This is a genomic window from Streptomyces sp. NBC_00287 (assembly GCF_036173105.1).
GTDB lineage: Bacteria > Actinomycetota > Actinomycetes > Streptomycetales > Streptomycetaceae > Streptomyces.
This window is the reverse complement of sequence record NZ_CP108053.1, coordinates 1,894,464-1,919,718: the sequence shown is the minus strand read 5'-3', so window position 1 is coordinate 1,919,718 and position 25,255 is coordinate 1,894,464. Positions and strand designations below refer to the sequence as shown.

General features: G+C 71.6%; 22 protein-coding genes. 8 read left to right on the top strand and 14 right to left on the bottom strand.

Going from position 1 to position 25,255, the window contains the following annotated elements; translation table 11 throughout:
- The first annotated feature begins 32 nt into the window (after window positions 1–32).
- On the top strand, window positions 33–830 hold the full coding sequence (locus OHT76_RS08745) for an AfsR/SARP family transcriptional regulator (protein ID WP_328870179.1): 798 nt from the start codon (window positions 33–35) through the stop codon (window positions 828–830).
- On the opposite strand, the gene OHT76_RS08740 is transcribed toward OHT76_RS08745, so the two are convergent.
- The 10 genes from OHT76_RS08740 to OHT76_RS08695 are packed head-to-tail and all read right to left on the bottom strand — an operon-like array spanning window position 724 to window position 13,944.
- Window positions 724–1,752, bottom strand: coding sequence for an alpha/beta hydrolase (locus tag OHT76_RS08740; protein WP_328870178.1), 1,029 nt, complete (start codon window positions 1,750–1,752; stop codon window positions 724–726). The genes OHT76_RS08745 and OHT76_RS08740 overlap by 107 nt on opposite strands.
- Window positions 1,740–2,564, bottom strand: a complete 825-nt coding sequence (locus OHT76_RS08735; RefSeq protein WP_328870177.1) for a 2-oxo acid dehydrogenase subunit E2 — start codon at window positions 2,562–2,564, stop codon at window positions 1,740–1,742. Before OHT76_RS08735 ends, OHT76_RS08740 begins: the two co-directional genes overlap by 13 nt.
- On the bottom strand, window positions 2,561–2,794 hold the full coding sequence (locus tag OHT76_RS08730) for a phosphopantetheine-binding protein (RefSeq protein WP_328870176.1): 234 nt from the start codon (window positions 2,792–2,794) through the stop codon (window positions 2,561–2,563). The genes OHT76_RS08735 and OHT76_RS08730 overlap by 4 nt, the downstream gene beginning before the upstream one ends.
- Window positions 2,795–2,808: 14 nt before the next feature.
- Window positions 2,809–3,825 (bottom strand): 3-oxoacyl-ACP synthase III family protein, encoded by a 1,017-nt coding sequence (locus tag OHT76_RS08725; RefSeq protein ID WP_328870175.1) that lies wholly within the window; start codon window positions 3,823–3,825, stop codon window positions 2,809–2,811.
- Window positions 3,822–6,758, bottom strand: a complete 2,937-nt coding sequence (locus tag OHT76_RS08720; protein ID WP_328870174.1) for a type I polyketide synthase — start codon at window positions 6,756–6,758, stop codon at window positions 3,822–3,824. Before OHT76_RS08720 ends, OHT76_RS08725 begins: the two co-directional genes overlap by 4 nt.
- The gene (locus OHT76_RS08715) at window positions 6,755–7,021 is read right to left on the bottom strand and encodes an acyl carrier protein (RefSeq protein WP_328870173.1); all 267 of its coding nucleotides are present in this window, start codon (window positions 7,019–7,021) and stop codon (window positions 6,755–6,757) included. The genes OHT76_RS08720 and OHT76_RS08715 overlap by 4 nt, the downstream gene beginning before the upstream one ends.
- Window positions 7,022–7,038: 17 nt before the next feature.
- Window positions 7,039–8,685 carry an acyl-CoA dehydrogenase gene (locus OHT76_RS08710; protein ID WP_328870172.1) on the bottom strand — a complete coding sequence of 549 codons (1,647 nt, stop codon included), beginning with the start codon at window positions 8,683–8,685 and terminating at the stop codon, window positions 7,039–7,041.
- The gene (locus OHT76_RS08705) at window positions 8,682–10,391 is read right to left on the bottom strand and encodes an acyl-CoA dehydrogenase family protein (protein WP_328870171.1); all 1,710 of its coding nucleotides are present in this window, start codon (window positions 10,389–10,391) and stop codon (window positions 8,682–8,684) included. The genes OHT76_RS08710 and OHT76_RS08705 overlap by 4 nt, the downstream gene beginning before the upstream one ends.
- Window positions 10,388–12,136: a fatty acyl-AMP ligase gene (locus tag OHT76_RS08700; protein WP_328870170.1), complete on the bottom strand. Its 1,749-nt coding sequence runs from the start codon at window positions 12,134–12,136 to the stop codon at window positions 10,388–10,390. The genes OHT76_RS08705 and OHT76_RS08700 overlap by 4 nt, the downstream gene beginning before the upstream one ends.
- Window positions 12,133–13,944 carry an HAD-IIIC family phosphatase gene (locus OHT76_RS08695; protein WP_328870169.1) on the bottom strand — a complete coding sequence of 604 codons (1,812 nt, stop codon included), beginning with the start codon at window positions 13,942–13,944 and terminating at the stop codon, window positions 12,133–12,135. The genes OHT76_RS08700 and OHT76_RS08695 overlap by 4 nt, the downstream gene beginning before the upstream one ends.
- Window positions 13,945–14,066: 122 nt before the next feature.
- Here OHT76_RS08695 and OHT76_RS08690 point away from each other — a divergent pair, with 122 nt between their 5' ends.
- Complete coding sequence (locus OHT76_RS08690; RefSeq protein WP_328870168.1) at window positions 14,067–15,308, top strand: FAD-dependent oxidoreductase; 1,242 nt, start codon at window positions 14,067–14,069, stop codon at window positions 15,306–15,308.
- A 194-nt stretch (window positions 15,309–15,502) separates the two neighbouring features.
- Window positions 15,503–15,883 carry a hypothetical protein gene (locus OHT76_RS08685; protein ID WP_328870167.1) on the top strand — a complete coding sequence of 127 codons (381 nt, stop codon included), beginning with the start codon at window positions 15,503–15,505 and terminating at the stop codon, window positions 15,881–15,883.
- Here OHT76_RS08685 and OHT76_RS08680 read toward each other — a convergent pair.
- Window positions 15,852–16,595 (bottom strand): thioesterase II family protein, encoded by a 744-nt coding sequence (locus OHT76_RS08680; protein WP_328870166.1) that lies wholly within the window; start codon window positions 16,593–16,595, stop codon window positions 15,852–15,854. The genes OHT76_RS08685 and OHT76_RS08680 overlap by 32 nt on opposite strands.
- On the bottom strand, window positions 16,592–17,380 hold the full coding sequence (locus OHT76_RS08675) for an AfsR/SARP family transcriptional regulator (RefSeq protein ID WP_328870165.1): 789 nt from the start codon (window positions 17,378–17,380) through the stop codon (window positions 16,592–16,594). Before OHT76_RS08675 ends, OHT76_RS08680 begins: the two co-directional genes overlap by 4 nt.
- Window positions 17,381–17,579: 199 nt before the next feature.
- Between OHT76_RS08675 and OHT76_RS08670 the strand changes: the two genes are divergently transcribed.
- A complete protein-coding gene (locus OHT76_RS08670; RefSeq protein ID WP_328870164.1) occupies window positions 17,580–18,719 on the top strand; it encodes a sensor histidine kinase in 1,140 nt (379 codons plus the stop codon).
- A gap of 44 nt (window positions 18,720–18,763) precedes the next feature.
- Here OHT76_RS08670 and OHT76_RS08665 read toward each other — a convergent pair whose 3' ends face one another.
- Complete coding sequence (locus tag OHT76_RS08665; protein ID WP_328870163.1) at window positions 18,764–19,372, bottom strand: response regulator transcription factor; 609 nt, start codon at window positions 19,370–19,372, stop codon at window positions 18,764–18,766.
- A gap of 122 nt (window positions 19,373–19,494) precedes the next feature.
- Entirely contained in the window at window positions 19,495–21,789 is a 2,295-nt protein-coding gene (locus OHT76_RS08660; protein ID WP_328870162.1) for an MMPL family transporter, read from the bottom strand.
- A gap of 390 nt (window positions 21,790–22,179) precedes the next feature.
- On the opposite strand from OHT76_RS08660, the gene OHT76_RS08655 reads away from it, so the two are divergent.
- From OHT76_RS08655 to OHT76_RS08640, 4 genes are read left to right on the top strand one after another with little or no spacing between them, the layout of a single operon-like run.
- Window positions 22,180–23,805: a sensor histidine kinase gene (locus OHT76_RS08655; protein WP_328870161.1), complete on the top strand. Its 1,626-nt coding sequence runs from the start codon at window positions 22,180–22,182 to the stop codon at window positions 23,803–23,805.
- The gene (locus OHT76_RS08650; RefSeq protein ID WP_328870160.1) at window positions 23,802–24,209 is read left to right on the top strand and encodes a roadblock/LC7 domain-containing protein; all 408 of its coding nucleotides are present in this window, start codon (window positions 23,802–23,804) and stop codon (window positions 24,207–24,209) included. Before OHT76_RS08655 ends, OHT76_RS08650 begins: the two co-directional genes overlap by 4 nt.
- Window positions 24,206–24,604, top strand: coding sequence for a DUF742 domain-containing protein (locus OHT76_RS08645; RefSeq protein WP_328870159.1), 399 nt, complete (start codon window positions 24,206–24,208; stop codon window positions 24,602–24,604). The genes OHT76_RS08650 and OHT76_RS08645 overlap by 4 nt, the downstream gene beginning before the upstream one ends.
- On the top strand, window positions 24,585–25,205 hold the full coding sequence (locus tag OHT76_RS08640) for a GTP-binding protein (RefSeq protein WP_328870158.1): 621 nt from the start codon (window positions 24,585–24,587) through the stop codon (window positions 25,203–25,205). The genes OHT76_RS08645 and OHT76_RS08640 overlap by 20 nt, the downstream gene beginning before the upstream one ends.
- Window positions 25,206–25,255: the final 50 nt, after the last annotated feature.

The window sequence follows — 25,255 nt, the reverse complement described above, 5'->3', positions numbered from 1 at the left end:
CTTGGCGCAGTTTCCTTGAGAGGAGCTGCCCCGTGCGGTTTCGTGTTCTGGGTCCGGTTCGTTTCTGTCCCCGTACTCCGGCCGCTGCCAAGCCTCGGGCCGTTCTCGCCACTCTGTTGGTGCGGGCGGGCTCGGTGGTGTCCAGCGAGGCGCTCATCGATGAGCTCTGGGCCGATGGGCCGCCCCGTACCGCCTCCAGCACTCTGCATGTGTACATCTGCCATGTGCGCAAGGCGCTCGCGGAGGGTGGGGTCGGGCGGCCGTTGGTCAGTCGGGCGCCCGGGTATGTGCTGGACGTCGAGCGGGACGATGTGGATCTGCATCTGTTCGAGGAGCTCAGCGAGCGGGGGCGGGGCGCGTTGCGGGATGAGGACTTCGCCGGCGCCTCACGGGACTTGGCGGACGCCCTCGCGCTATGGAGTGGGCCCGCCTTGTCCGGGGTTCCGCAGGGAGTGATTCTGCGGTCCGCCGCTACTCGGCTGGAGGAGCAGCGGCTCTGTGTGCTGGAGCAGCGGATCGCCGCTGACCTCAAGCTCGGGCGGCATCGGGAACTCACCGGTGAGCTCATGGAGTTGGCGGTGGCACATCCGTTGCGGGAGCGGCTGCACTGTCAGCTCATCGTCGCGCTCCATCGGTCCGGGCGGCCGTCCGACGCCCTGCGCGCCTATCGGGCCGTACGCCGGTCCCTGCACGACGAACTCGGGATCGGGCCCGGTCCGGCCCTCAACCGGCTGCGCGACCACGTGCTGAGCGCAGCAGGTTCAGTACCAGCCAGCGCCGGAGCGCACCGGCGTGGTCCGGTGAGCCGTGCACATCGTCGAACGTCTTGATGCGGAGGTCGGGCAGGGCGGACCGGAGCAGGGCCTGTTCCCGGGGCGGGATGATCTCGTCCCGGGAGCTTGCCACGTAGCGGACCCCGGCTCGTACGGTCCTGAGCCGGTCCGCCTCCAGGGGGAACTCCTTCAGCAGTGACCGCAGTTCGGCCTCGTCCGCGGCGCCCGTCAGTCGGCACAGGGTCGTGACGGTGATGGAGGGGACGCGGGCCCACCAGTCCTCGTCGGTGAAGAAGTGCGCGACCGGGGCGCCCACGGTCAGGACGCGCCGGACCCGGTGGTCCTCGGTCGCGGTGCGCAGCGCCATGTGGCCGCTGAAGCTCAGGCACAGCAGGGTCGTTTCGGCGGTACGCGCTCGGGCGGACAGTTCGTCCATCAGCCAGGGCAGCAGACGCCAGGAGTCGGCCGTGTAGGGGAGGGTGTTCTCGCCGACGCCGGGCATCTCCGTGACCACCGCCGCGTAGCCGAGGCGGGTCAGCTTCGGCAGCAGGGGCGCCCACTGCTCCTTGACGCTGACGATGCCGCCCATCATGACCAGGAGGGGGCGGCGGGGTGCCAGACCGGCCGTCCAGCACGCCAATCGCCCTTGCGGGTGGTCGAGTTCGAGTCGGTCGATGCCCCGGGGGCGGGCGCGGCGCCAGTCGTCGAAGGCCGTCACGCCGGCGTGCTGGGCGCGGGTGCGGTGGGGGTCCTCGGGGTACGGGAAGCGGGCCAGGGCGTAGGCGCGGCAGGCTTCGAGGAGGCGGCCCCGGGCGGCCAGGGCGTCGGCCTCGGTGGTCCAGACGCGGGCCCAGGAGGACTCGTCGCCGGGGTCGTCATTGGCTATGCGGGCCAGGACGCGGGCCGCCTGCTTCGCCGTCATGCCCTGGTTGCGGGCGTGGAGGAGGGCGTACTCCTTCAGCTCGGTCAGGCGGTCCATGGGTCGGTCTCCTGCCGCGTCATGGCCTCGTGGAGACGGCGGGGGCGGGCTGCGGTGTGCCAGTCGGATTCCAGGGAGGCCTTGAGGTCGGCCAGTACGTCGGCGGCCGCCGCTCCGTCCAGGACCCGGTGGTCGAAGGTCAGTCCGAGCCGCATCAGCGGGGCCGGTTCGATCCGGCCGCCGTCCCGCACGACCGGGCGCGGCGCGGTCCGGCCGCAGGTCAGCGTCACCGCCGTACCGCCTGTGGAGTGGAAGCCGTCGACCGGGCGGTGGCCCAGGGAGCTGACCGAGACCGTGCCGAGGACGGACGGGCGGCGGTGGGCGCCTCGCAGGGCGGCGGTGAAGGCGAGGCGGCCGAGCCAGGCGGGGAGGCGGGCCAGGGTGCGGGCGCCGCGGAACTCGGGGAGCGAGGTCGGGTCCGGCGCCTTTCGGTAGCGGTCGACGCGGTCCTGGATGTCGTCCAGCGTCGCCGTCTCCAGAGTGGGGAGGAGGGCCGACAGGACGATACGGTCGCCGCCGGGGACCCTGGCGTCCAGGGCGAGCTTGCCAGTGACCTCCTTGAAGCGGATGACTCGGCGCCTGGACATGATCGCGTTGGCCTCCGGATGCGCGGCCATGGTCCGGCCCGCCGCGTGCAGGACGTACGTCACCGTCGAGTAGTGGCGTTCGGCGCCCTCGCGATGGGTCAGTACGCGGGTCATGTCGATGTCGGTGTCGAGATGCACCGGGCGCTGGGTGGCGGCGTACTCCAGGAAGTGGAGGGTGTGGCGGCGGTCGCGTACCGGGTGGGTGCTGTGGGCGATCTGGGTCATGGGGTCACCACCATGGTGTGGATCTCCTGGAGGCTGCGGGCCTCGAAGAGGCGGGAGACGGGGACCGGGTGGCCGGTGGCGCGCTCCAGCAGGACGACCAGTTTGAGCAGGAGCAGGGAGTCCCAGTCGGGGAGTTGGTCGAAGTCCGACGTGAAGTCATCGGCTGTGAGCGGCAGTTGGAGGTCCTCTCGGACCAGTCGCTGGAACTCGGCGGAGTCCACGGACGTCATGGCGGGCTCTCCTCTCAGGCCTTTTCCAGGGCGAACCCGGACTTGATCCACTTGCTCGACTCGACGGCGATGGCCAGCGCTCGCTGTCCGCGGCCCATCTTCGGGAGGAGGTCGTCGAGTTGGAGGAACGGCAGGGCGTTGCCGTTGTTGCCGGTGCGGTCGACGCAGGAGATCTCCTGGGCGCCGGGGACCGCGAGCCGGTCGCTGATCAGGCGGGTCATCCGGCCGGAGAGCTGCGGTGGCAGCAGGAAGTCCAGGGACTCGGGCGGCCAGCCGAGGTCGTCCAGAAGCTCCCAGAGGATCTCGACCGCGAGCACCGGGACGGATTCCTCGATCGCCTTGTAGTCCTCGGTGAGCGCCTGCCGCTCGGTGTCGCGGTCGGCAAGGCCGAACCAGTCGATGATCTGGCCGGGTTCACGACCGAGGCCGGTGCAGCGGCTGAGGGTGCGCAGGAGGGCCACCGCCTCTCCGTACGGCTCAGCCGTCACGACGGCCGCGCCCGCGCCGTCGCCGAACAGGACGCAGTTCACCAGGTCGCTCGGGGCGGCTGCGGTCATGTCCCGGCGCAGGTCCAGGTGTTTGGTGCAGACGTCGCCTCCGAGGACGAGGCCGGTGCGGTACTCGCCGCTGCCGATCAGGTGCCGGGCCAGGTCCAGGGCTTGTACGGCGCCGGCGCAGCCCGACTGGAGTTGGTAGGCGGGGAGTTGGTCGAGGCCGACGAGGTCGGCGACCTGGGCGGCTGTCGTCGGCATCAGGTGGTCCGGGGTCGCGGTGCCGAGGATCAGGAACTCGATGTCTGTGGGTTCTGCCCCGCAGCGCTCCATCGCCTGTCCGGCCGCCGCCGCACACAGGTCGGCGAGTGAGTGGCGTATCTCGCCGGTGGTCAGGTCTCGGGCGAAGTGGCGGGTACGGGTGCCGATGAATGCCTCGACCCATTCCGCGTTCACGCCGAAGGTGGCGGCGAGGGCGGAGTTGTCGACCGGATCGCCGGGGAGGGCGGTTCCTACGGCGGCGAGGTGCGTCGTGGTCATGGGGTGCGCTCCTGTACGTAGGTGATGAGGTCGCCGAGCGTGGTGAGGCGCAACAGCAGTTCCTGTACGGGGAGTTCGCCGAGCGCGGGGAGCTGCTCCTCTATGCGGGTCTTGAGCTCCACGACAGCGACCGAGTCCAGGCCCAGGTCTTCGTAGAGGCGGGCGTCCTCGGAGAGGTCGTCGCCGCGGTATCCGCCCACGCCGGCGACGGCTTCGCGTACGGCTGTGGCGGCGGTTGTTGTGTGGTGCTTCGGTTCTTTCTGGGCTTGCTCTGGGGGTTGTGGCGAAGTGGGCAGGCCGGGGCGCGGGAAGCGGTGGTCGGTGGCGAAGGCGTATGGGGTGAGGCGGGTCAGGGTGCGGTCCTGTGGGGGGTGTACGGCTTCCCAGTTCGGGTTCAGGCCTGCTCGGTGGAGTGCGGCGAGGGTTTCGGCGAGTTCTCGGGCGCCTGCGTTCTTGCCCGGGAGGGGGTGCAGGGGGGTGCTGGTGTGTCGCGTCAACTCCGCCGCCAGCGTCGTCAGTACGGGCTTCGGGCCCAGCTCCAGCAGGTGAGTGGGGCGTTCGTCCAGGAGTTGGGCGGCCGCGTCCGCGAAGAGGACGGGGGCGGTGATGTGTTCCGTCCAGTAGGCGGCGTCCATGGGTTCGGCGTCGAGGAGTTTGCCTCGGAGGGTGGAGTACAGGGGTGTCGTCGGGACACCGCCGCCTGTCTGCTCCGCGAGGCGGCGGAAGGGCTCGAGCACCGGTTCCATGAGGGGGGAGTGGAAGGCGTGGGAGACCTGCAACTGGCGTACCCGTGTGCCTTGTTGCTCGACCTTCTCGGCTATGCGGTGCAGGGCGGTCAGGTCTCCGGAGAGGACCGTGGAGTGGGGGCCGTTGAGGGCCGCGTAGCCGACCAAGGATTCTGCATCTACGTATGTGCGTAGGGGTTCTGCCGGGGAACGTACGGCGATCATGCCGCCGCCGTCGGGGAGGTTCTGCATCAACACCCCGCGTGCGGCGATGAGTTGGGCCGCGGCCTCCAGGGGGAGGGCCTTGGCCAGTACGGCTGCCGCGAACTCGCCGACGCTGTGGCCGAGGAGGAGGTGGGGGTGGATGCCCAGTTCGATGAGGGCGGCGCCCAGGGCGTAGCCGATGGCGAACAGGGCGGGTTGGGCGTGGGCGGTGCGGTGGATGGCCGGGTCTGCGGTGAGGAGCAACTCGGTTATGGAGGTGCCTGTGTGGGGGAGCAGGGCGGCGTCGACTGCGGAGAGGTGGTGGCGGAAGAGGGGGGATTCCTGGTGCAGGCGGGCTGCCATGCCGGGGTATTGGGCGCCTTGGCCGGTGAAGAGCCAGGCGGTTTGTGGGGGGTCTGTGGGGGGTGGTGGGAGCGTGTTGGCTTCGGCCGCGGTGCGTAGGCGGTTGGCCAGGTCGGTGGGGTCGGTGGCGACGATTGCGTGGCGGTGGGGGTGGCCGGACTTGACCTGGTGGGAGGTCCAGCAGATCGGTCCCAGGGGTGATCGGCGGCGGGTGAGTGTGTCGGCCTGGGCCCGGAGATTGCGGCGTAGGGATGCCTCTGTGGGGGCGGTCAGGGTGAAGATTGCTGCGCCTAGGCCGGTGGGGGCTGGCGCGGGGTGGGTTTCGCTCGCCCGCGTCGGCGGGGTGCCGCTTTCTGTGGGTCGGGAGCCGCCCCAGCGGCCCGACTGCCCGCAGCCACGCGGGCTCGGCCTCGACTCCAGTACCGCATGTGCATTCGTCCCGCCCAACCCGAAGCTGCTCAGGCCCGCCACCACCGGCGCCCGCGGCAGCCGCAACGGTGCCTTCAGGAGCCGTAGGCCCTGGTCCGTGAGGGACAGGTCGGGGTTTTCTCGGGCCGCGTAGCGGCTGGCCGGGACGGTTCGGTGGTGGAGGGACAGTGCCACCTTGATCAAGCCCGCGATGCCTGCGGCGCCCTCTGTGTGGCCCAGGTTGCCCTTGACCGAGCCCAATGACATCGGGCTCGTGCGCCCCGCGTGCAGTGCGCCCAGCGCCCTCGTCTCGATCATGTCGCCCAGCGCCGTCCCCGTGCCGTGGCCCTCCGTGAAGGTCACGTCGGACGGGTCCACCCCGGCCCGCCGGTACGCCGCCGCGACCACCGCCTCCTGGCACCAGCGGCTCGGGGCGGTGATGCCGTTGCTGCGGCCGTCCTGGTTGACGGCGGTGCCGCGGAGCAGTGCGTACACGGGCTGTCCGTCGGCCACCGCGTCCTCGTACCGGCGCAGCACCACCGCCCCTACGCCCTCGCCCCGCCCGATCCCGTCCGCGTCCGCGCTGAACGGCTTGCAGCGGCCGTCGGGGGCCGCGAGGCCCGCCCGGGAGTAGAACAGGCCGAGCGCCGGGGTCAGCGCCAGGTTCACCCCGGCCGCCAGCGCCCAGTCGCACTCACCCGAGAGGAGCGAGTTCGCGGCCAGGTGCACCGCCACCAGCGAGGACGAGCACGCCGTGTCCACCGCCAGGGACGGGCCCTTGAGGTCCAGGTGGTACGAGACCCGGTTGGCGATCATGCAGTAGCCGTTGCCGGAGCCGATCTGGGCGGTGATGCCCGGCAGGTCCGTCAGGGTCAGCTGGGCCCACTCGCTGCCCATCACCCCTACGAAGACCCCCGTCGGCGTCCCGGCCAGCCGCTGCGGGGCGATGCCCGCGTCCTCGAACGCCCGCCAGGCACAGTGCAGCATCAGCCGTTGCTGCGGGTCCATGGAGCCGGCCTCGCGCGGGGAGAGGGCGAAGAACTCGTGGTCGAAGACGTCCGGGTCGGAGAGGAAGCCCGCCTGGGCGGGGTAGTCCCTCGCCGACCAGCGCTCCTGCGGCACCGGGCCGACCGCGTCACCGGCCCGCATCAGCAACTCCCAGTAGCCGCCCGGCCCTTCGGCCCCGGGAAACCGGCAGTCGATGCCCGTGACGGCGATGGCGCCCGCCGTCATGGCGTCATCCCCAGCCGGTCCATCAGGTGTCCGGCGAGGGCCTGGACGGTCGGGTAGTCCCAGGCCGCCGTCGGGTCCACGGGCACCCCGAAGGCGTCCTCGACGTCTCCGCACAGGCTGAGCGCCGCGATCGAGTCGAGGCCGTACTGCGCGAGCGGCACGGCGGGGTCGATCTCGGACGGCGGGGTGCGCAGGTACTCGGCGACGCGGTGGACCAACCAGTCGGTCAGCGTCCGCTCGGTATGGGTGCTCGGCGCGGTCATGGGTCGCTCCATCGGTGTCAGCCGTCCAGGGGAAGGTCGTAGAGGTCGAAGGACCGGTTCTCGGTGTGGCGGCGCAGGAGTTCGGCGTGCAGCCGTTCCGTTGTCCTCGGGGGCGGCGGGGCGGGGCGCAGGCCCAGGCGGACGGCGGTGCGGTGCAGAGTGGCCGCCAGCCACTCGGGCTCGGCCAGGAAGCCGTCCCGCGCCGATCGCGCCACGCCCAGCGCCGCCGCCGCTCCCAGCAACTGCGCGTGACGGTCGGCCAGTCGGAAGGCCGCGGGCCCGGCGAGCGGGGTCCGTTCCGGGGGCGGCAGCTTCCGCGCTGCCTGGCGTACGGCTGCCAGCTCCGCCGCCAACTGGCCCAGCACAGCCCGTACATACGGGTCCGGGTGCGTGGCCTCGGTGAGTACGGCTCCCAGCGCATCCCCGTCCGCCGTCAGCCCAAGGCTCTCGTACGGCAGGACCGGCAGCGGGGCGTCCGGCATGAACAGCGCATCCGGTGCCGGTGGTCCCGGATTCCTGGCCAGGCGCGGGAGTTGAGGGATCAGGGTTGCCAGGCAGGCTGTCGGGCCCGCGTGGCCGAGGCTCAGGACCGGCAGGTCGCGCAGGTGCTTGCCGAAGATCGCGTGGTCGCCCTCGCGGACGTAGAAGCGGGCGCCGAGGATCACCGACAGGTCGTTGGCGGTGCGCGTCAGTAGCCTCGGGACCAGGTACTTCACCGCCGCGCTCGTCACGACCGCCTGCCCGGGCAGCAGATGCACGGCCCGCGAGGCCGCGAGCGCCAGGCCGTCGCACAGCAGTAAGTCGGTGAACGCGTCGGTCAGTACGGTCGCCGCGTGCGGCAGGTCCAGCACCCGGCGCCGGTACAGGCGGCGGCCGAGGGCGAAGCGCAGCACCGTGCGCAGACAGGTGTCCACCGTGCCCACCGCCATCCCGGGCAGCGCGCTGCGGGTGATCTGGAAGGAACGCAGGGCCAGTTCGGCGCCCTGGCCCTCCGTGCCGACGCGGGCGCCGGCCGGGACCTCGCAGTCACGGAAATCCAGGCCGGTGATCCGGCAGCCCCGGACACCCGAGGTGCGATAGCGGGGCAGGAAGGCCGGAGTGCAGTCCTCGGGCCCCGTCAGCAGGACCGAGTGGCTGCGGGCGCCGGGGGCAGGGTCGGTGCGGGCGAACAGCACCCAGGCCGCCGCCCGGTCGGCGTTGTTGATGACCTGCTTGACGCCGTCGAGGGTGTAGCCGCCCGGCGTTCGTTGGGCGCTGAACTCGTTGCGCAGGAAGTCGTTGCCGTGCGCCAGCTCGTGGTACGCCACCGACACCTTGCGGCCGTCCAGGAGCAGCCCCGCCAGCTGCCCCCGCTGTTCGGCGGAGCCCGCCGTCCAGACGTTCACGGCCGCCATGAACGAGGTCACGCCGTAGCCGAGGCCGAGCCCGACATCGTGCCGGAACACCTCCCGGGCCACCCGCACCAGTTCGTCCAGACCGGTCAACCGCCCGCCCAGCTCCTGCGGTACGAACTCGGCACCGAAGCCGAAGCCGTCCAGCAACTCCTCACCCGGGGCGCTGAGTTCGCCCCGCTCGTCGGCGGCGAGCAGTGCCGCCCGGCCGACCGGGTTCGCGGGGTCGTCCGGATCGCCGAACAGCCGGGCGAGTTCCAGGGCCCGTTTCATACCGTCTCCCTCGCCAGGTCGAGCCGCAGCAGCGAGAACAGCCGCCCCGCCGACCGCGCCGCATACGCCTCGTCCAGCAGCCGGTCGTACGCCTCCCGGTCGGCGGCGCGCTGGTGCTCGCCGAGCCGTACCAGCAGCCGGTCCAGGCCCGCGCGCAGCCAGACGCCGTCGCGCCAGACGCCTCCGGTGGCGACCAGCCGGTTGTGCAGCCAGAGGCCCATGCAGGCAGCGCCCGCGCAGCACAGGCAGAGACGGCGGGCCGTCTCGAAGGCCTCGTACGGGACTCCACCGACGAGCTCGCGAGGCGCCGCCATCTCCTCGATCACGCCCTCGGTGACGGCCAGCAGCCGCCGGGCCGCTTCCGCGGCGGGGTGGCCCTCCAAGGCCGCCGTCCACGCGGGGAGCGCGCTGAGCAGGGAGCTGCCGTACCGCGACATCAGGGACAGGTCCGCCGGGTCGAAGTCGGGGAGCGGTACGGACAGATCGCAGGCCGGGGCCGGGTCGAGACGCGGGCGACGCCAGTTGCGTACCAGTGAACGGAATTGACTCACCAGCGAGTTGAGATTGACCAGCGTGTTGCCGTCGAAAAGGGAGACGATGCGATGGTCGCGCTCGATCTTCTCGAACATGCCGTACCGCTCGACACCAGTGAGGAAAGCCCGAGCGCCGAGCAGCGCGGCCAGCTCGCGCAGCAGCTCCTCCGTGCCGGTCGGCACCAAGTACTTGGTGACCGCCGACATCACGCTCAGCTCACCGGTCGCCGTATGCACCAGCCGCGAGGCGACCAGGGCGAGGGCCTCATGGACGAGGACATCGGCCGCCGCGGCGGACAACACGTGCCGTGCCTGGGGGAGTTGGGCGAGCGGCCTGCCGTACAGCCGCCGCTGTTCCGCGAAGTCGAGGGCCAGGGCGAGGCCGTGGTCGGCGGCGCCCAGGGACAGCGAGGCGCACATCGTGCGGGTCAGTTGGAGCGCCTTGAGCACCGTCTCGATGCCGCCGCCCTCGCCGCCGACGACCGTCGAGCGGGGCAGCCGGGCCCGGTCGAGGGCGATACCGGAAATGTCGGCGCCGCGGATGCCGTGCGTGGGGACCTTCGGGAGATGGCGGTAACTGCCCGACTCCAGCTCGCGTTTGTCGGCCAGCAGCACGCTGAAGCCACGCGGTCCGCCGTCCTCGGCGGTACGGGCGAGCAGGGTCAGCACACTGCCCCGGGTGGCATTGTTGATCAGCCACTTCTCGCCGCTCACCCGCCAGTTCCCGGAGCCGTCCGGCACCGCCTCCACCTCGCCGGCGAGCAGATCGCTGCCGTGCGCCCGCTCGGTCAGACCGAGCGCCACCGGCACCCCGGCCCGGATGTCCGCGCCCAGCCGGGCCGCCTGCTCGGCGCTGCCCGCGATCCACACACAGACGGCGCCGAGGTAGGTCTTGCCGTGCGCCACGGCCACCGTCAGATCCCGGCGGGCCACCGTCCGCATCAACTGCAACGCGTGCTCGTAGTCGCGCAGCCGGCCGCCCGCCAAGGTCGGCACGTAGTAGTCGGGCAGCCCCCAGTCGTCCAGCAGCCGGCAGATCTCCGCCGGGAACTCCTCCCGGGCGTCGAGCCGCGCGCAGGTGTCGTACGAGAAGGGCCCGCGCCGGTCGTTCGGGTCGCCCAGGTACAGCTCCAGCTCTTCGGCGAGGCGGTAAGGCGAGTGCTCGAAGGTCATGCCGGGCCCACCCGCTCCAGCGCCCGGTCCGCCGCGTCGGCGACCAGCTCCCGCACCGGCGGCTGGAGCACCTCGTACAGCGGGACGAGGGCGCCCTCCAGGAACAGCCGCCGCATCAGGGTGCGTTGGACCTTCCCGCTCGTGGTGCGCCGGACCGTGCCCGGACGGACCAGCACCACATTGCCCGCCGCCACCGCGAACTGACGGCCGATCAGCAACTGCGCGGCCGTGGCCACCGCGCGCAGATCGCCGTCCGGCACCGCCGCCGCCCGCACTTCCTGCACCACCACCAGGTGCTCCCCCTGGTCGCTCTGCACGGCGAACGCGGCGCCCGCTCCGGCCGCGAGCGAACGGTCGGCGGACTGCACGGCACGCTCCACGTCATGCGGATACAGGTTCCGGCCCGCGAGGATGATGACCTCCTTCAACCGGCCGGTGACGAACAGCTCCTCGCCGTCCAGGACCCCGAGATCGCCGGTGCGCAGCCAGCCGTCGGGCGTACGGCTGTGCGCGGTGGCCGCCGGATCGCGGAAGTAGCCTGGGCTCACGCTCGGGCCCCGCACCCAGATCTCACCGACCGTGCCCGGCGGACAGGCGGCCCCCGAGGCGGGCTCGGCGATACGGATCTCGCCGTCCCGTACGGTCCCGCTGCCGGCCAGGGTCCGCACCCGCGCGCCCGCCACGGGCTCCGCCAGCTCGCCCCGCTCCAGCGCCGCCGCGTCCACGGTCCGCACCACCGGCGCCGACTCCGGCCGGGCGCCCGTCACCAGCAGGGTCGTCTCCGCCATGCCGTAGCAGGGGAAGAAGGTCTCGGGCCGGAAACCGGCGGGCGCGAAACGCTCCGCGAAGGCGCGCAGGGTGTCCGCACGGATCGGCTCGGCGCCGTTCGGGGCGACCCGCCAGCCGGACAGGTCCAGGTTCGCCATCTGCTCGTCGGTGATCCGGCGCACGCACAGATCGAAGGCGAAGTTGGGGCCGCCGCTCCCGCTCAGCCGGTAGTCGTCGATCATCCGCAGCCAGCGGTACGGCCGCTTCAGGAACGACGTCGGCGACATCAGCACCGCCGTGCCGCCCGCGTACAGCGGCTGGAGGATGTGCCCGATCAGCCCGAGGTCGTGATAGTGCGGCAGCCAGCCGCCCCCGATCGTGTCCGGTCCGGTCCCGGTCCACGCCTGGATCGCCGCCTCGTTGGCCAGCAGGTTGGCATGGGTGACCATCACGCCCTTGGGGTCGCTGGTCGAGCCCGAGGTGTACTGGAGGAACGCGAGGTCGTCGGGGCGGGGATCCGGCGCCCGCCAGTCTGCCGGGTCGGCGAAGTCGCCGTCGCCGTCGGTGCCCAGACACGGTACGTCCGCCATCGCCTCGCCGGACAGCCAGGCCTCCAGCGTCCGGGCGAGTTCGGGCGAGGTCAGGACGGCCGCCGCCTCCGCGTCGCGCAGGATGCCGGAGACACGGGCCAGTTGGCGGCCCTGCTCGGTGGGCAGCGGCGCGGGCACGGCGACCGCTCCGGCGTACAGGCAGCCGAGGAACGCCGCGACGAAGCCGGTGCCCGGGGGATACAGCAGCAGTACGGGCCGGCCGACCGCACCCCGGTCGCGCAGCCACACGGCGATCCGGCGGGCGCGGCTGTCGAGGGCCGCGTAGCTGACGCGCTCCTCTGCGTCGTCGCGGAGGTGGATCAGGGCGTCCTTGGCCGCGTGCGCGGCGGTGTTCTCCAGGACCACGGAGGTGAAGGTGCTGCTCACTGAATCGTCCCCCTGAGCGCTATGTGTGCCGGTACCTCGGGCAGCCGGCGGAGGGAATGGCGGAAGACGCCCTCGGCTCCCGGCTCGAAGCCGAGCGAGGGGTACAGATCCCGCACTCGGTGGTTCTTGGCCGTGGGCCGGTAGCTGCCGTACACGGCCGCGACGCCGGTCTTGGCGGCCTCCGTCAACAGCGCGGCGAACGCCGCCTGTTCGATGCCCCGGCCGAAGACCCGACAGCTGAGCAGGGCGTTGTCCACATGCCAGGCCTCGGGCTCGCGCCGCACGAAGACCGCCCCCACGAGCCCGTTGTCCCCGAACTTGTCCCGCGCGCCGACGGTCACGACAAGCCCGCCCGGCCCATCCGAGTACGCCTGCACCTCGGGGGCCGACATCCGCCGCGTCGTAAGGTTGAACTGATTGGTCCGCTGGGTGAGTTGGGCGACTCGAGCCACTTCGTGCGGCCGGAGCGCCGACAGCTCGACGACGACTCCCAGCTGCGCCAGATACTCCTCGTACGACTGAGCGCTCTCCCGCAGCCGCGCCCGGTCCGACTCGCTGCGATACCCCTCCGCCCGCCGCAGATCGGCATCGGTCAGCTCCGGAACGTCGAACCACCCGTCCGCCAGCAGCCGTTCGACATGCAGCGCCGGTTCGTCGTCCAGCGCAATCAGCTGTACGGCGGGCAGGGCGCCCGCGACCTGGCCGCGCTCGAAGGGCGAGTCGTCGGCGAACACGAGGCTGTCGACGCCGAGATTCAGCGCCTCGGCGATCTCCCGCAGGGCGACGTCCTTCGGCCCCCAACCGGCGTGCACGGCAACGAAGTCCGGCTCCCGCAGCAGCATGTCCGGGTGCTCGCGCAGTACCGCGAGGAGGGGCTCGCGGTCGTTCTTGGAGCACACGGCGAGCAGCACTCCTTGCGCAGCGAGCTGTTTGGCAACCCGCTGGAACCGCCCGAACGCCTCCCCGCGCAGCGTGTGCGCCGCCGCGATGCCCTCCGGTCCGGCGTCGCCGAGCACCCCGTCCCACAGGGTCTGATCCGCGTCCAGCACCAGCACCTTCCGGGCCCGGCCGCGCAGGGCGCGGGCCAGATGGCCGACCTCGCGGGCGTAACGGGCGAGTAGCTCGGGGCCGAGGCGGGCCTTCGCGTAGGCGGCGAGGCGGGGGTCGTGGAGGGGGCCGCCCGAGGTCAGCAGGGGGTCGAGGTCGATGACCTGGACGCGCGGATGGCGCAGGGCGAGGCGCAGCAGGCCCGCGTTGAACTCCCGCCAGAGCGCGCCGAGTTCGGCTCGGGCGCGCAGATCCAGGAGCTGGTGGGTCTCCGTGTACGGCAGCGGGAGCGTGTTGAGGACGAGCAGGCCGCTCGCGTGCTCGGCGTGCCGGGCGGCGTGGGCGTCGAGCCGGGCCAGCAGGTCGGCCGTGGCGTGGGCGGCGTCGGCGACCGTCCAGGGGACGGGCAGCGCGTCGAAGACGGTGGAGGCGTCGAGTACGCACAGCAGCAGGGCAGCCGGGCTTGAGGTGCTCAGGAGTTCGCGCTCCCAGGCCCCGAAGTCGCCCATGCTCGGGTCGAGTCCGAGGCCGTGGCGCGCGAACTCGGCGGTGAGGGAGGGGACCAGGCCGTCGAGGGTGCCGCTGCCGGTGACGGTGACCTGCACCGGTTCCAGGTGGTGTGCCAAACGGGCGAGGGCCCGGCCGGCCGACTGGAGCGCGCCGAACGGGTCGGGTCCGGCGGCGAGTTCCGCGAGCAGCGCGGGGACTTCGGGGCCGTACCGGCGGAGCGAGCGCAGCCGGTCGAGGGCGTCGGTGGTCATGGCGGGGAGCCTGGGGAGGGTGGCTTAAGTGCGTCTTGTGCAAGGGCGGCTTAAGCGGGGGTGCCGAGGATCGGGCGTCAGTGCGAGGGACCGGACCACCCACCTACAGCCTGGGGAGTGCCATGTCGATGCAGACGTCCGTGTGCGTGGTGGGCGGCGGGCCCGCCGGGCTCACCCTCGCCGTGGAACTGGCCCGGCGGTCCGTGCCCGTCGTCGTCCTGGAAGCGAGCGGGCACTTCAACCGCTCCTTCCGCGGGGAGTCGGTCTCCCCGGACTCCGTCTGGCTGCTGGACCGGCTCGGCCTGCTCGACCGGCTCGACGGGTCCTACGTCCAGATGCACCGCATGGAGATCGACGACAGCGGACACACCGTCTTCCGCGCCGAGTTCGCCGATTTCCGCTACCCGCACCCCTTCCCTGTCGAGCTGCCGCAGCCCACCCTGCTCGCGGCGCTCGCCGAGACCGGCGCCGGACATCCCGGCTTCCGCCTCCTGCAGGGCGCCACCGCGACCGGCCTGCTGTACGACGGCGAGGGCGCGGTCGCCGGGGTGCGGGCCCGCACCCCCGACGGCGAGACCGAGATCCGCGCCAGCCTGACGGTGGCCGCCGACGGACGCTTCAGCAAGGTCCGCGACATGGCCGGCCTCGCCTACCGCAAGGTCCCCCTCGAACGGGATGTCATCTGGCTCAAGCTGCCCTTCCCGTACGACGCCTGGGACGACCGTACGTATCGGGTGCGCATCCGCGGCGACCAGCACGGGCTGTTCATCCCCACCAGGCCCGACAGTGTCCGCGTCGGGTTCAACATCCCCAAGGGCGGGCTGCGGGAGATGCGGGGCCAGGGGCTGCCCGCGCTGTACGAACGACTGGATCTGCTGGCTCCAGAGCTGTCGGCGACCGTGCGCGAGCAGGTGCGCAGTTGGTCCGACACCTCGATGCTGGACATTTTCACGACCGTCGTGCCGCGTTGGTCGGCTCCTGGTCTCGCGCTGATCGGTGACGCGGCGCATACCCTTACCCCGATTCTTGGGCAGGGGGTCAATCACGCGATCATCGATGCCGTGACGTTGGCACCGCGGGTGGCTGCCGCCTTCTCGGACGACGGCGGCTCCACGGCCTCGCTGCTCGCCGCGGCGGAGGCGTTTCAGCGGTCTCGGGAGGGGTCGGTTGCGCGCTCGCGTGCGCTTCAGCTTCGTCAGGAGCGGTTGTTCACGCTTGACGGGGCGATGGGTTCGGCTTGGCGCCGGACGCTTTATCGGGTGGTGAGCAGTAGTCCTCGGCTTACTCGGCGTGTGCTTGCCGGGGCGTATTTTCAGGTGCAGCGGCCGGGGGAGCGGGTGGCAAAAGTGCAGGCCGCGTTGTGACCGATCTGCGGGCCGGGAGGGGCTTGTCGCGCCCACGCGGCGGAGCCGCAAATGTCACAGCCCCGCACCCCTGTCGGGGCGCCACACTTGCTGTTGCTCTCAGCATCAGCCAGTTTCTTGTTGCCTCTGCCTGCGGGTGCGTCGCCGCTGCCGGACTGCTCTGGGCCGTCGTCGTCTACGTTCTTGCCCTCGGTGTGCTGCTGTTGCCGCTGCGTTGGCTCTGTGCCCGCATCGGGCCGTTCCTCGTCCTGCTCGCCGGGCTGTGGATGTTCGTCCAGTCCTCTGCCGTGATCGCCTTCGGTCTGATCACCAGCCCTGCCTCCTTCCTCGTTCTGCGCGGGGTGCAGGGCGCCGGTGCCGCCGCGCTCACCGCCGTCGCGCTGACCTTGCTGCCGCGGGCGTTCCCGTCGCCCGACCGGCGGGAGGCGGCACTGCTCGGGTGGAGTGGCGTGCTGCTTGTCGGTCTCGCGGCGGGGCTCATGCTCGGTGAGAAGGCGTTCTGGATGAATCTCCCGCTCGGTGTGCTCAGCGGGGCCACGACCCTCAGGCTGCTCCGTACACGCCTCGCGGCGTGACCTCTCGCTTCACCACACACGCCACTTCATCCAGCAGCGCACCCTCGTGCGTCCGTGGGAAGAAGTGGCCGCCCGGCACTGTGCGGAGCTCGCAGCCCAGGCCCGCGTAGCGGCGCCAGGCCAGTACCTCCGGGACGCGGACCAGGATGTCCTCCTCGCCCGCGAACAGGTGCAGGGGGACGCGTACCGGCTGCGGGTGCAGCGAGGCCGCGTCCGCGCAGACCCGTAGGTCGTCGCGGATGATCGGGAGCAGGGCGCGCAGCCACTCGGGGTGGTTCAGGAGGAGGGGCGGCAGGCCGCCCAGTCGGGCGAGCGCCGCCGCGAGTTCCGCGTCAGGGGCGTCGATCGGCGCTATGTGCGGCGCGGGCAGGTGCGGTGCGCGGTGGGCCGCCAGGAGCAGGGCCCGGGGGAGCACCGCGCCGCCGGCCTGTCGGCGCAGGGTCAGGGCGTAGCCGACCAGGGCGCCCATACTGTGGCCGTACATCAGGTGGGGTTCGTCGAGGAGTTCGGTCAGGTCCGCTTCCAACGCCCGTACCAACGGCGCGAGTTCCGTGAACCGAGGCTCCCTCGCCCGGCCCTCCCGGCCCGGCAGTCGGACCGGGACCACCTCCACCGGGCAGCCCCGGTCCGCCAGTTCGCCCTGCCAGCGCGCGAAGAGCGATCCTCCCGCGCCGGCGTAGGGGAAACAGAGCAGCCGGAGTGGGGTGGTCATGCCACCGACCACTCGGTCAGCGACGGGTCCTGGGTGAGTACCGCCTGGTGCAGGCGGCGCAGTTCCGGGCACGGTTCCAGGCCGAGGCGTTCGACGCAGGCGGTGCGCAGACGGCCGTAGACCTCAAGTGCCTGCCAGGTGCGGCCGCTTCGGCACAGGGCGACCATCAGCTGGCCGTGCAGGCGCTCGTGGAGGGGGAAACGGGCGGTGAGGCCGGTGAGTTCGCCGAGGAGCAGGTCGTGCCGGCCGAGGCGGAGGTCGGCTGTGATGCGGTCCTCCAGGGCGGTGCGTCGCAGCTCCTCCAGGCGCAGTACCTCCGCCTCCAGCAGGGGTCCCGGTGTGACGTCGGCGAGTGCGGGACCCCGCCACAGCCCCAGGGCCCGCTCCAGCAGGTCCGAGGCCGTGGCGGCGTCTCCCCCCTCCAGCACCGACCGTCCCTGCCGGGCCAGCCGTTCAAAACGTACGGCGTCCGTGCCGTCCGGCGGTGCGTCCAGTACGTAGCCGTTGTACTGCCTGCTGAGGATCTCCCGGGGTCCGGGCACCGCAGCGGGGCCGAGCGCGGCCGCGATCAGGTGGCGCAGTTGCTTGACGTAGGTGTGCAGCGTGGCCGCGGAGCTGCGCGGCGGCCGGTCCCCCCACAGTTCCTCCGCCAGTGCCGCGACACTCACCTTCCGGCCGGAGTCGAGCGCCAGCAGGGCGAGGACCTGCCGTGGCTTCGCCGCGCTCGGCACCACGGATTTCTCCCCCAGTTGTGCCGCCAGCGGGCCGAGTACGGCGATCTCCATCATCCGTCTCCTCGTGGCTCGGTCGAGCGCCACTTATGTTCCGCTTATGCCTCGCTGCACCGACGATGCCAGGCAGGGCGGAACGGAGAGAAGTGTTCCTGACACGACTGCTTCATGAATCCCTCACAGTGTGCGGTTGTTCGGAGACACAGCGCGCACGGCCCTGGTGGCGCCTAGCATCCGTCCGGGGGGTGGGCCGATGGCTGATGCGGCTGACCAGGTCGAACACGTTCGAGTCGGTGCCCTGCGGCTGCTTCTGCTGTCCATGGGCGGCCTGGTGGTCCTCGGGGCCGCGGCCGTGCTGTCCCGGAGCCGGAGCGGGGCCGCCGCGTCGGTGGGCATCCTGGCGCTCCTCGTCGCCTTCGCCGTCCAAGCCGCCTCCTCCGCACCGGGGTTGAGGCATCTGCGCGAGCGGCATGGCCTAGCGGCGCTCGCCCTCCAAGGCTGCCTCGCCGTCCTTCCGGCCGCCGCCTTCGGCCTGACCTGGCCCGGCATGTTCGGCTTCCTCGCCGGCACGCTGCCGCTTGTCGTCAAGGGGCCGGCCGGGCGGTTGCTGGGTGCCGGAGTCGTCGGCGCGACCTGCGCGGCCGGGGTCCTGGTGGGGCTCGAACGGCGTGAATGGGTGCTGGACGGCGCTGCCACGGCCGCCGTCGGGCTCGTCGTCTACGGTGCCACCCGGCTCGCCGAACTCGTCTTCCGCGTCCACGCGTTGCGCGAGCGGCTCGCCTGGGGCGCCGTGGCCCAGGAGCGCCGCCGCTTCGCCCGGGACCTGCACGATCTGCTCGGCTACAGCCTCTCCGCGATCGCCCTGAAGACCGACCTCGCCCACCGGTTGGTCCGCGAGGCTCCCGACCGGGCCCTGGCCGAGCTCGACAGCGCCCGGGACGTGGCCCAGCAGGCCCTCGCCGATGTGCGTTCCGTGGCCCGGGGCCTGCGTGAACTGACCTTCGCCGTCGAGGCAGAGTCGGCACGCTCCCTGCTCGCCGCCGCCGACATACGGGCCGGCGTCGACATCCGCTGCGCGGTGCCGGACGCGGTGAGCACGGTGCTGGCGACCGTGCTGCGCGAGGGCGTCACCAATGTGCTCCGGCACAGCAAGGCGACCCAAGTCTGCATCGAGGTACGGGACTTGGGCAATGGCTTCATCCGGTTCACGCTCGCCAACGACGGGGTGCGCGGGGGTGCGGGCAAGTCCGCGCCGTGCCCCGGCGGCCGGGGCGGGCTCGGCAATCTCGCCGAGCGGCTGGCCGCGGTGGGCGGCAGGCTTACGGTGGACGTCGACGAGCGGGGCTGGCACCGGGTGGTGGCGGAGGCCCCTTCGGCACCGGTTGCGGAGTAGCGGCTCCGGACCTCACAGCAGCCGACCCGCCCTCGGTCCAAGCCTCACAACAGCCACCCCGCCTCCTCCGCGATCCGCACCGCGTCCAGCCGATTCCGTGCCCCCAGCTTCGTCACGGCCGACGTCAGATAGTTCCGCACGGTCCCCACCGACAGATGCAGCCCGTCCGCGATCTCCGACGCCTCCGCCCCCCGCGCCGCGCGCCGCAGCACCTCGGTCTCCCGGTCGGTGAGCGGGCTCTCACCGTCGTCCAGCGCGGCCAGCGCCAGCTCGTTGTCGAACACCCGCTGCCCGGCGGCCACTTGACGCACCGCCTCGGCGAGCCGTCCGGCCGGCGCGTCCTTGAGGACGAACCCGGTGACCTTCTGGGTCAGCGCCCGGCGCAGGGTGCCGGGATTGCCGAGGCTGGTGATGATCACCGTGCGGCACTCGGGGAGGGCCTCCCGGAGTTGGGCCGCCGCGCTGATGCCGTCGAGCCGCGGCAGATGGACGTCGATCACGGCGACGTCCGGCCGGGACGCGAGGGCGGCGCCGAGGATGGCGTCGCCCGCCGCGACCTCCGCGACGACGTCCAGATCGGGTTCCAGATTGAGCAGCGCGACCAGCGCGCCCCGGACCATGCCCACGTCCTCGGCCAGCAGGATGCGTATCAACGTCCCCCCAGGATCCGCCCGGCGCCAGTAGCACACCTCCGCGAGCTCGGGAGTCTATCCACCCCATATGACCGATTCGATGTCGCCCGGAGGTCGACGCCGTAAAGCAGCCAGACCGGCCGCTAGGCGGGCTCGGTGCGATGCGAACCGATGAGCGACTCCTCGGCTTCCCGGGGCTCCGGAGCCTCAGGCTTCCCGCGCACCGGCGCGGGGCTCTCCGAGAGACCCACGCGGGCGTGCAGTCGGCGCAGCGGTCCCGGTGCCCACCAGGTGGCGCGGCCGGTCAGCCGTAGCACCGCCGGGACCAGCAGTGCGCGTACGACCATGGCGTCCATCAGCACGGCGAGCCCCACCCCGAGGCCCAGCATCTTGATGTTGGTCACCCGGGAGGTCCCGATGGCCACCATCACGAACCCGAGGATCACGGCCGCGGCGGTGATCAGACCGCCGGTGCGCCGGATGCCGAACTCCACGGCGGCGCGGTGGTCGCCGGAGCGCTCGTACTCCTCCTGGATCCGGGAGACCAGGAAGACGCCGTAGTCCATGGAGAGTCCGAAGGCCACGCAGAACATCAGCACCGGCAGCGCGGTCTCGATGTCCCCGGTCGGGGTGAAGCCGAGCGGGCCCGACAGATGGCCCTCCTGGAAGACCCACACGACCGCCCCGAACATGGCGGTCAGGGACAGCGCGTTGACCACCACCGCCAGCAGCGGCAGCAGCAGACTGCCGGTCAGCAGGAAGATCAGCAGCAGGGTCGTCACCGCGATGGCGCCGAGCGCCCAGGGCAGCCGGTCTGCCGTTCCCTGTTGGGTGTCGTGGAGCACGGCGGCGGGGCCGGTTACTGAAGCCTTGAAAGGTACAAGAATTGACCGAATGTCAGTCACCAGATCGAGTGAACTCGCGGAAGTGGCCTCTCCATCGGGGAGAACTGTGACGTATCCTGCGCCTTTCCCTGCCTGGGCCCCCTCCACCGGCGTCGCCGGGCGCACCCGCTCGCCGTCGACGTACAGCCCCCCGGGACCGGAGACCCGTACGACATGGGGCAGCGCCGAGACCGTACGGCTGAACTCGCCGAGCGCGTCCGGAGAGACGCCGTCGCCCTCCGCGAGGACCGCGAGCGCGCTGCCGGGGCTGCCCGGGAACTGATCGCGGATGTGCTGCTGGACGACATGCGCGGTCGTCGTCGACGGTAGCTGACGGTCGTCGGCCGTCCCGAACCGCACGTCCTTGAACGGCAGTCCGAGCGCGACGAGCAGGACCGTGACACCGACGAGGAACACCGGGGCGCGCCGCATCACCAGTCGCGCCAGGACCGCCCAGCCCGCCCCCGGCTCCCGCCCGCCACCCGGTCGGCGCTTCGGCAGCAGCCGGCGTACGTCGAGCGCGTCGACCCGGCGCCCGAGCAGCACCAGCAGCGCGGGCAGCGCGATCAGCGAGGCCGCCGCAGAGATCAGCACCACCGCGATACCGGCGTAGGCGAACGACCGCAGGAAGTACTGCTCGAAGGCGAACATCGACGCCAGCGACACGGCCACGGTCAGCGCCGAGAACAGCACCGTGCGCCCGGCGGTGCGCAGTGAGGTGGCCACCGCCTCAGGTGGCGCGGCGCCCGCGGCGAGCTCCTCGCGATAGCGCCGGACGATGAACAGGGCGTAGTCGATGGCGAGTCCGAGACCGAGGGCCGTGGTGAGGTTCTGGGCGTACACCGAGACCTCGGTGAACTCGGTGAGCACGCGCAGCACGGCCCCCGTGCCCAGGATCGCCATGATGCCGACCAGCAGCGGCAGCAGCGCGGCGACCGCACTGCCGAAGACGATCACCAACAGGACCAGGGTGACCGGCAGCGCGATCATCTCCGCCCGGACCAGATCCTCCTCGATCACCTCCTGCGAGGCATGCCGCACGGCGGCCGGACCGCCCACCGCCACCTCGACGGGCCCCTGCCGCCCCGCGTACGACGGCTCGATGCGCTCCAGTACGGCGTCCACCGCGTCCTCGTCGCCCGCGATGCGCGCGGTGATCAGCGCCTCGCCGCCGTCCTTCGCCCTGAGCGCCGGCTCCTTGCCGTCCCAGTACGACACGACTCCGCCGACCGACTTCTCGGCGTCCAGCCGCCGGGCCAACTCACGTGCCTCGGCCGCGACTTCCGGATCGTCCACGCCCTCCTTCGCCGACACCATCAGCAGCAGGTTCGGCTGCGAGGCCGGCCAGCGCTCCTCCAACACCCCGGTGGCGTACGTCGATTCCGCCCCCGGGATCTGGGAACCGCCGCTGCTCATCCGGTCCGCCGCGCCGCCGCCGAGCACGGCCGCACAGCCGGTCACCACCAGGACGACGAGCAGCAGCAGACGGGGCCGGGCCATGACGGCCCGGCCCCACCTCCCCCCGCCCCGGTCGTCCGCTCGCGAATTCGTCATCGCACCCTGCCCCTCCGAGTCGGCTGACGGGGAGCCGATGGTGACGAGGGGGGCTTAAGCGCCGGTTGCGGTGCGGCGCGCGGGCGGCGGAGGCCGATCTTCACCCGTCACGGTGAGTGGTTTCGCACCGGCGTACGCCGTGACGCGCCGTGTGCGAATGATTCCCCAGCGTGCAAATGGAGCCGAGAGTACTCCTGCCCCGGGGGTGATTTCAGGTGCTTGCTGAATATGACACGGCGATGATCCGGTCGGACTAAGCTCGCCCGCAGCGCACCGAGTTGAGGCGTATTCGTGCGCTTGTTCCAAAACCTCCCGAAGATTCAGAACGTTCCATGACGTACCCCCCTGCAAGTCCCCCGACTCCCAGCCGATTCCTTTCAGAGGGCCCACATGGTGAGTGTTCAACCCCCTCCCGCCTCCCAGCCCCGACGCCGTGAACTCCCGTACGCGCGCGTGCTGTTGCCGCCCGCCATACTGATGGCCGCGGCGACCGGAGCCGCCGCCGCCCTGGTGACGGGGCCGGCCCGGGCCGCCGTCGGCTGGTGCGGCGCTGTCGCCACGGTTCTGGTGATCGCCACCGCGGCCCAAGTCGTACGCCGCGGCCGCGCCCTGCGCAGCGCGCGCGAGGAGCACGCCCGTAACACCGCGTATCTGGAGCGCCAGATCGCCGACCACGACTACGAGATGCGGCGCCTCGCCGGGGAGATCGTGCCCGTCGCGATCGATTACATGCATCGCGGCAATTCCCCCGCAGAGGTGATTCGCCACCTCCCGGTGCTCAACCCCGACTACCGGCACCTCACCGAGCCGCAGCTGGCGTTGATCCAGATCGTGCTGCAGATCATCGACGAAGAGGAAGCCCTGCGGGACTCCGCTCAGCGCTCCTTCGTCAACATCGCCCGCCGCGTCCAGGCGATCGTGCACCAGCAGAACAAGGAACTCCTCGAAATGGAGGAGGACCACGGCCGCAACCCCGAGGTCTTCGACGACCTGCTGCGCATCGACCACGGCACCGCGCTGATCGGCCGTCTCGCCGACTCCATCTCCGTCCTCGGCGGCGGCCGCCCCGGCCGTCAGTGGCCCGAACCCGTCGCGCTCTACAGCGTGCTGCGCGGCGCGATGTCCCGCATCCTGGAGTACCGGCGCATCTCGCTGGACAACATCTGCAAGGTCAACATCCGCGGTATCTCCGTCGAGCCGGTCATCCACGCGGCCGCCGAACTCCTCGACAACGCCACCCGCTACTCGCCGCCGCAGACCAAGGTGCATGTCACCGCCACCGAGGTGCAGACCGGCGTAGCCATCGAGATCGAGGACGCCGGCGTCAGCCTCAGCGAGGAGGCCCGCGCCAAGGTCGAGGGCATGCTGGAGGCCGCCAAGGCCGGCGTCGACCTCCAGGAACTCGGCGACACGCCCCGCCTCGGCCTCGCCGTCGTGGGCCGCCTGTGCACCGCCTTCGACATGCAGGTCTCACTGCGCAGTTCGGCGTACGGCGGCGTCCGCGCCGTCCTCATCGTGCCGCGCGAGATGATGACCACCGAACCCGCGGCCGGCTATGCCCACGGCATCGGCGCCGCCGCCAAGCCCCTGCCGGAACCCGGCGCCCTCGAAGGCCCCAAGCGCAAGCCGAAGACGCGCCGCCCCACCAACTCGCGCATCCCCGATGGGCTCTCCCTGGAGGACGACGTCCCGGTCGTCACCGAGTGGACCGCCAACGGCCTGCCGCAGCGCCGCAGCCGGGTCAAGACGCCGCTCCACGAGCAGATCGCCCAGCAGGCCAAGGTCGAACGCGAGGAGCGGGAGCGCATCGCGCGGGGCGAGAAGCCCCTGTGGGGCAACCACGTCATCAAGTCCGAGCCCGACCCCGAGCCGGAGCCCGAGGACGACACCCCGCCCGGCCTGTGGGTGGAGGCCTTCTGGGAGGGCCTCAAGCGCGACCCCGATCCCAACGCATTCCGCCAGCCGACCAACGAACCGGCCCACGCCCCGGCCGATGACGAGGGGGACCTCAAGTGATCCAGCAGCGAGCCAACTTCGACTGGATGCTCAAGGATCTTGCCGACGGTGTACCCGGCATCGAGATGATCGTCGTGCTCTCCGCCGACGGCCTGCGCATCGCCCGGCACGGCGGTGACCCCGACGCCGCCGACCGGGTCGCCGCGGCCTGCGCGGGCCTGCAGAGCCTGGCGAGTGCCGTCGCGCACGAGATCCCGAACAGCGACGGCACGATGAAGCTGGTCATCATCGAGATCAACCGCGGCTACTTCTATCTGATGGCCGCAGGTCCCAACGCCTATCTCGCGGTCCTCTCCGACACGTTCGCCGAGCCCGGCCTGATGAGCAACCGCATGCGGGACCTGGTCGCCCGGATCGGGCCGCACCTGACCAGCCCGCCCCGGCGCAACGGGCAGACCGTATGACTCCTCCGCAACGCCAGAGGCGCTACCCCAAGCCACCGCCCGCCCCGCAGCAGCCGCTCAAAGAGGGTGAGCGCAAGAACCCCGAGCGGATGTTCGTGGTCGGCGGAGACGGTGAGGCGCGGGCCAATCTCGACCTGGTCACCTTAATCGTGGCGAGCGCCGACCCACCGCCTTCCGCGACGCCCGAGCAGACGGCGCTGCTCCGGCTCTGCACGGCCCCGCTCTCGGTGGCCGAGCTGTCCGCCTATCTCCACCTTCCGTTCAGCGTGGTGACCGTCGTGCTCACCGAGATGCTGGCGGACGAACTGGTCGAGCAGCACAAGCCGCTGGTGCGGCAGTCGGTCGCCGACCGTTCCCTCCTCGAAGCGGTGATGCATGGACTTCAAAGACTCTGACACCATCCCGGGACCACGCACCGAGGACCGACTGCCGCAGACCGCCCAGGCCGCGGTGAAGATCGTCATCGTCGGCGGTTTCGGCGTCGGCAAGACGACCATGGTCGGCTCGGTCAGCGAGATCAGACCGCTGACCACCGAAGAGACCATGACGCAGGCCGGGATCGGTGTCGACGACAACTTCGGCTCCGACACCAAGACGGCCACCACCGTCGCCATGGACTTCGGCCGCATCAGCATCACCGAGAAGCTGGTCCTCTACCTCTTCGGCACCCCCGGCCAGGAACGCTTCTGGTTTCTGTGGAACGGCCTGTTCGAGGGGGCGCTGGGCGCGGTCGTGCTGATCGACACCCGCCGCCTCGAGGTCAGCTTCGATGTCATGGGGCGACTCGAGGAGCGCGGAGTGCCCTTCGTCGTTGCCGTCAACTCCTTCCCGGACGCTCCCCGTTACGCCATCGAGGAGCTGCGGCAGGCCCTCGACCTCGGCCCGCATGTCCCCATCGTGGAGTGCGACGCCCGCCGCCGCGCCTCCAGCCGGGACACCCTCATGACCCTGATGCGCTTCCTGCACTCGCTCGCCATGACGGGCGCGCTCACCTGACCGACGTACCCCGAACTCCCTTGACACCGGATCCACTTCGGAGCGACCAC

What these genes read in the sequence shown, in the direction of transcription:
- OHT76_RS08740 (WP_328870178.1), bottom strand. Translation starts at nt 1,752, where the DNA reads ATGGACCGCCTGACCGAGCTGAAGGAGTACGCCCTCCTCCACGCCCGC.
- OHT76_RS08735 (WP_328870177.1), bottom strand. Translation starts at nt 2,564, where the DNA reads ATGACCCAGATCGCCCACAGCACCCACCCGGTACGCGACCGCCGCCAC.
- OHT76_RS08730 (WP_328870176.1), bottom strand. Translation starts at nt 2,794, where the DNA reads ATGACGTCCGTGGACTCCGCCGAGTTCCAGCGACTGGTCCGAGAGGAC.
- OHT76_RS08725 (WP_328870175.1), bottom strand. Translation starts at nt 3,825, where the DNA reads ATGACCACGACGCACCTCGCCGCCGTAGGAACCGCCCTCCCCGGCGAT.
- OHT76_RS08720 (WP_328870174.1), bottom strand. Translation starts at nt 6,758, where the DNA reads ATGACGGCGGGCGCCATCGCCGTCACGGGCATCGACTGCCGGTTTCCC.
- OHT76_RS08715 (WP_328870173.1), bottom strand. Translation starts at nt 7,021, where the DNA reads ATGACCGCGCCGAGCACCCATACCGAGCGGACGCTGACCGACTGGTTG.
- OHT76_RS08710 (WP_328870172.1), bottom strand. Translation starts at nt 8,685, where the DNA reads ATGAAACGGGCCCTGGAACTCGCCCGGCTGTTCGGCGATCCGGACGAC.
- OHT76_RS08705 (WP_328870171.1), bottom strand. Translation starts at nt 10,391, where the DNA reads ATGACCTTCGAGCACTCGCCTTACCGCCTCGCCGAAGAGCTGGAGCTG.
- OHT76_RS08695 (WP_328870169.1), bottom strand. Translation starts at nt 13,944, where the DNA reads ATGACCACCGACGCCCTCGACCGGCTGCGCTCGCTCCGCCGGTACGGC.
- OHT76_RS08690 (WP_328870168.1), top strand. Translation starts at nt 14,067, where the DNA reads ATGTCGATGCAGACGTCCGTGTGCGTGGTGGGCGGCGGGCCCGCCGGG.
- OHT76_RS08680 (WP_328870166.1), bottom strand. Translation starts at nt 16,595, where the DNA reads ATGACCACCCCACTCCGGCTGCTCTGTTTCCCCTACGCCGGCGCGGGA.
- OHT76_RS08675 (WP_328870165.1), bottom strand. Translation starts at nt 17,380, where the DNA reads ATGGAGATCGCCGTACTCGGCCCGCTGGCGGCACAACTGGGGGAGAAA.
- OHT76_RS08670 (WP_328870164.1), top strand. Translation starts at nt 17,580, where the DNA reads ATGGCTGATGCGGCTGACCAGGTCGAACACGTTCGAGTCGGTGCCCTG.
- OHT76_RS08660 (WP_328870162.1), bottom strand. Translation starts at nt 21,789, where the DNA reads ATGACGAATTCGCGAGCGGACGACCGGGGCGGGGGGAGGTGGGGCCGG.
- OHT76_RS08655 (WP_328870161.1), top strand. Translation starts at nt 22,180, where the DNA reads ATGGTGAGTGTTCAACCCCCTCCCGCCTCCCAGCCCCGACGCCGTGAA.
- OHT76_RS08645 (WP_328870159.1), top strand. Translation starts at nt 24,206, where the DNA reads ATGACTCCTCCGCAACGCCAGAGGCGCTACCCCAAGCCACCGCCCGCC.
- OHT76_RS08640 (WP_328870158.1), top strand. Translation starts at nt 24,585, where the DNA reads ATGGACTTCAAAGACTCTGACACCATCCCGGGACCACGCACCGAGGAC.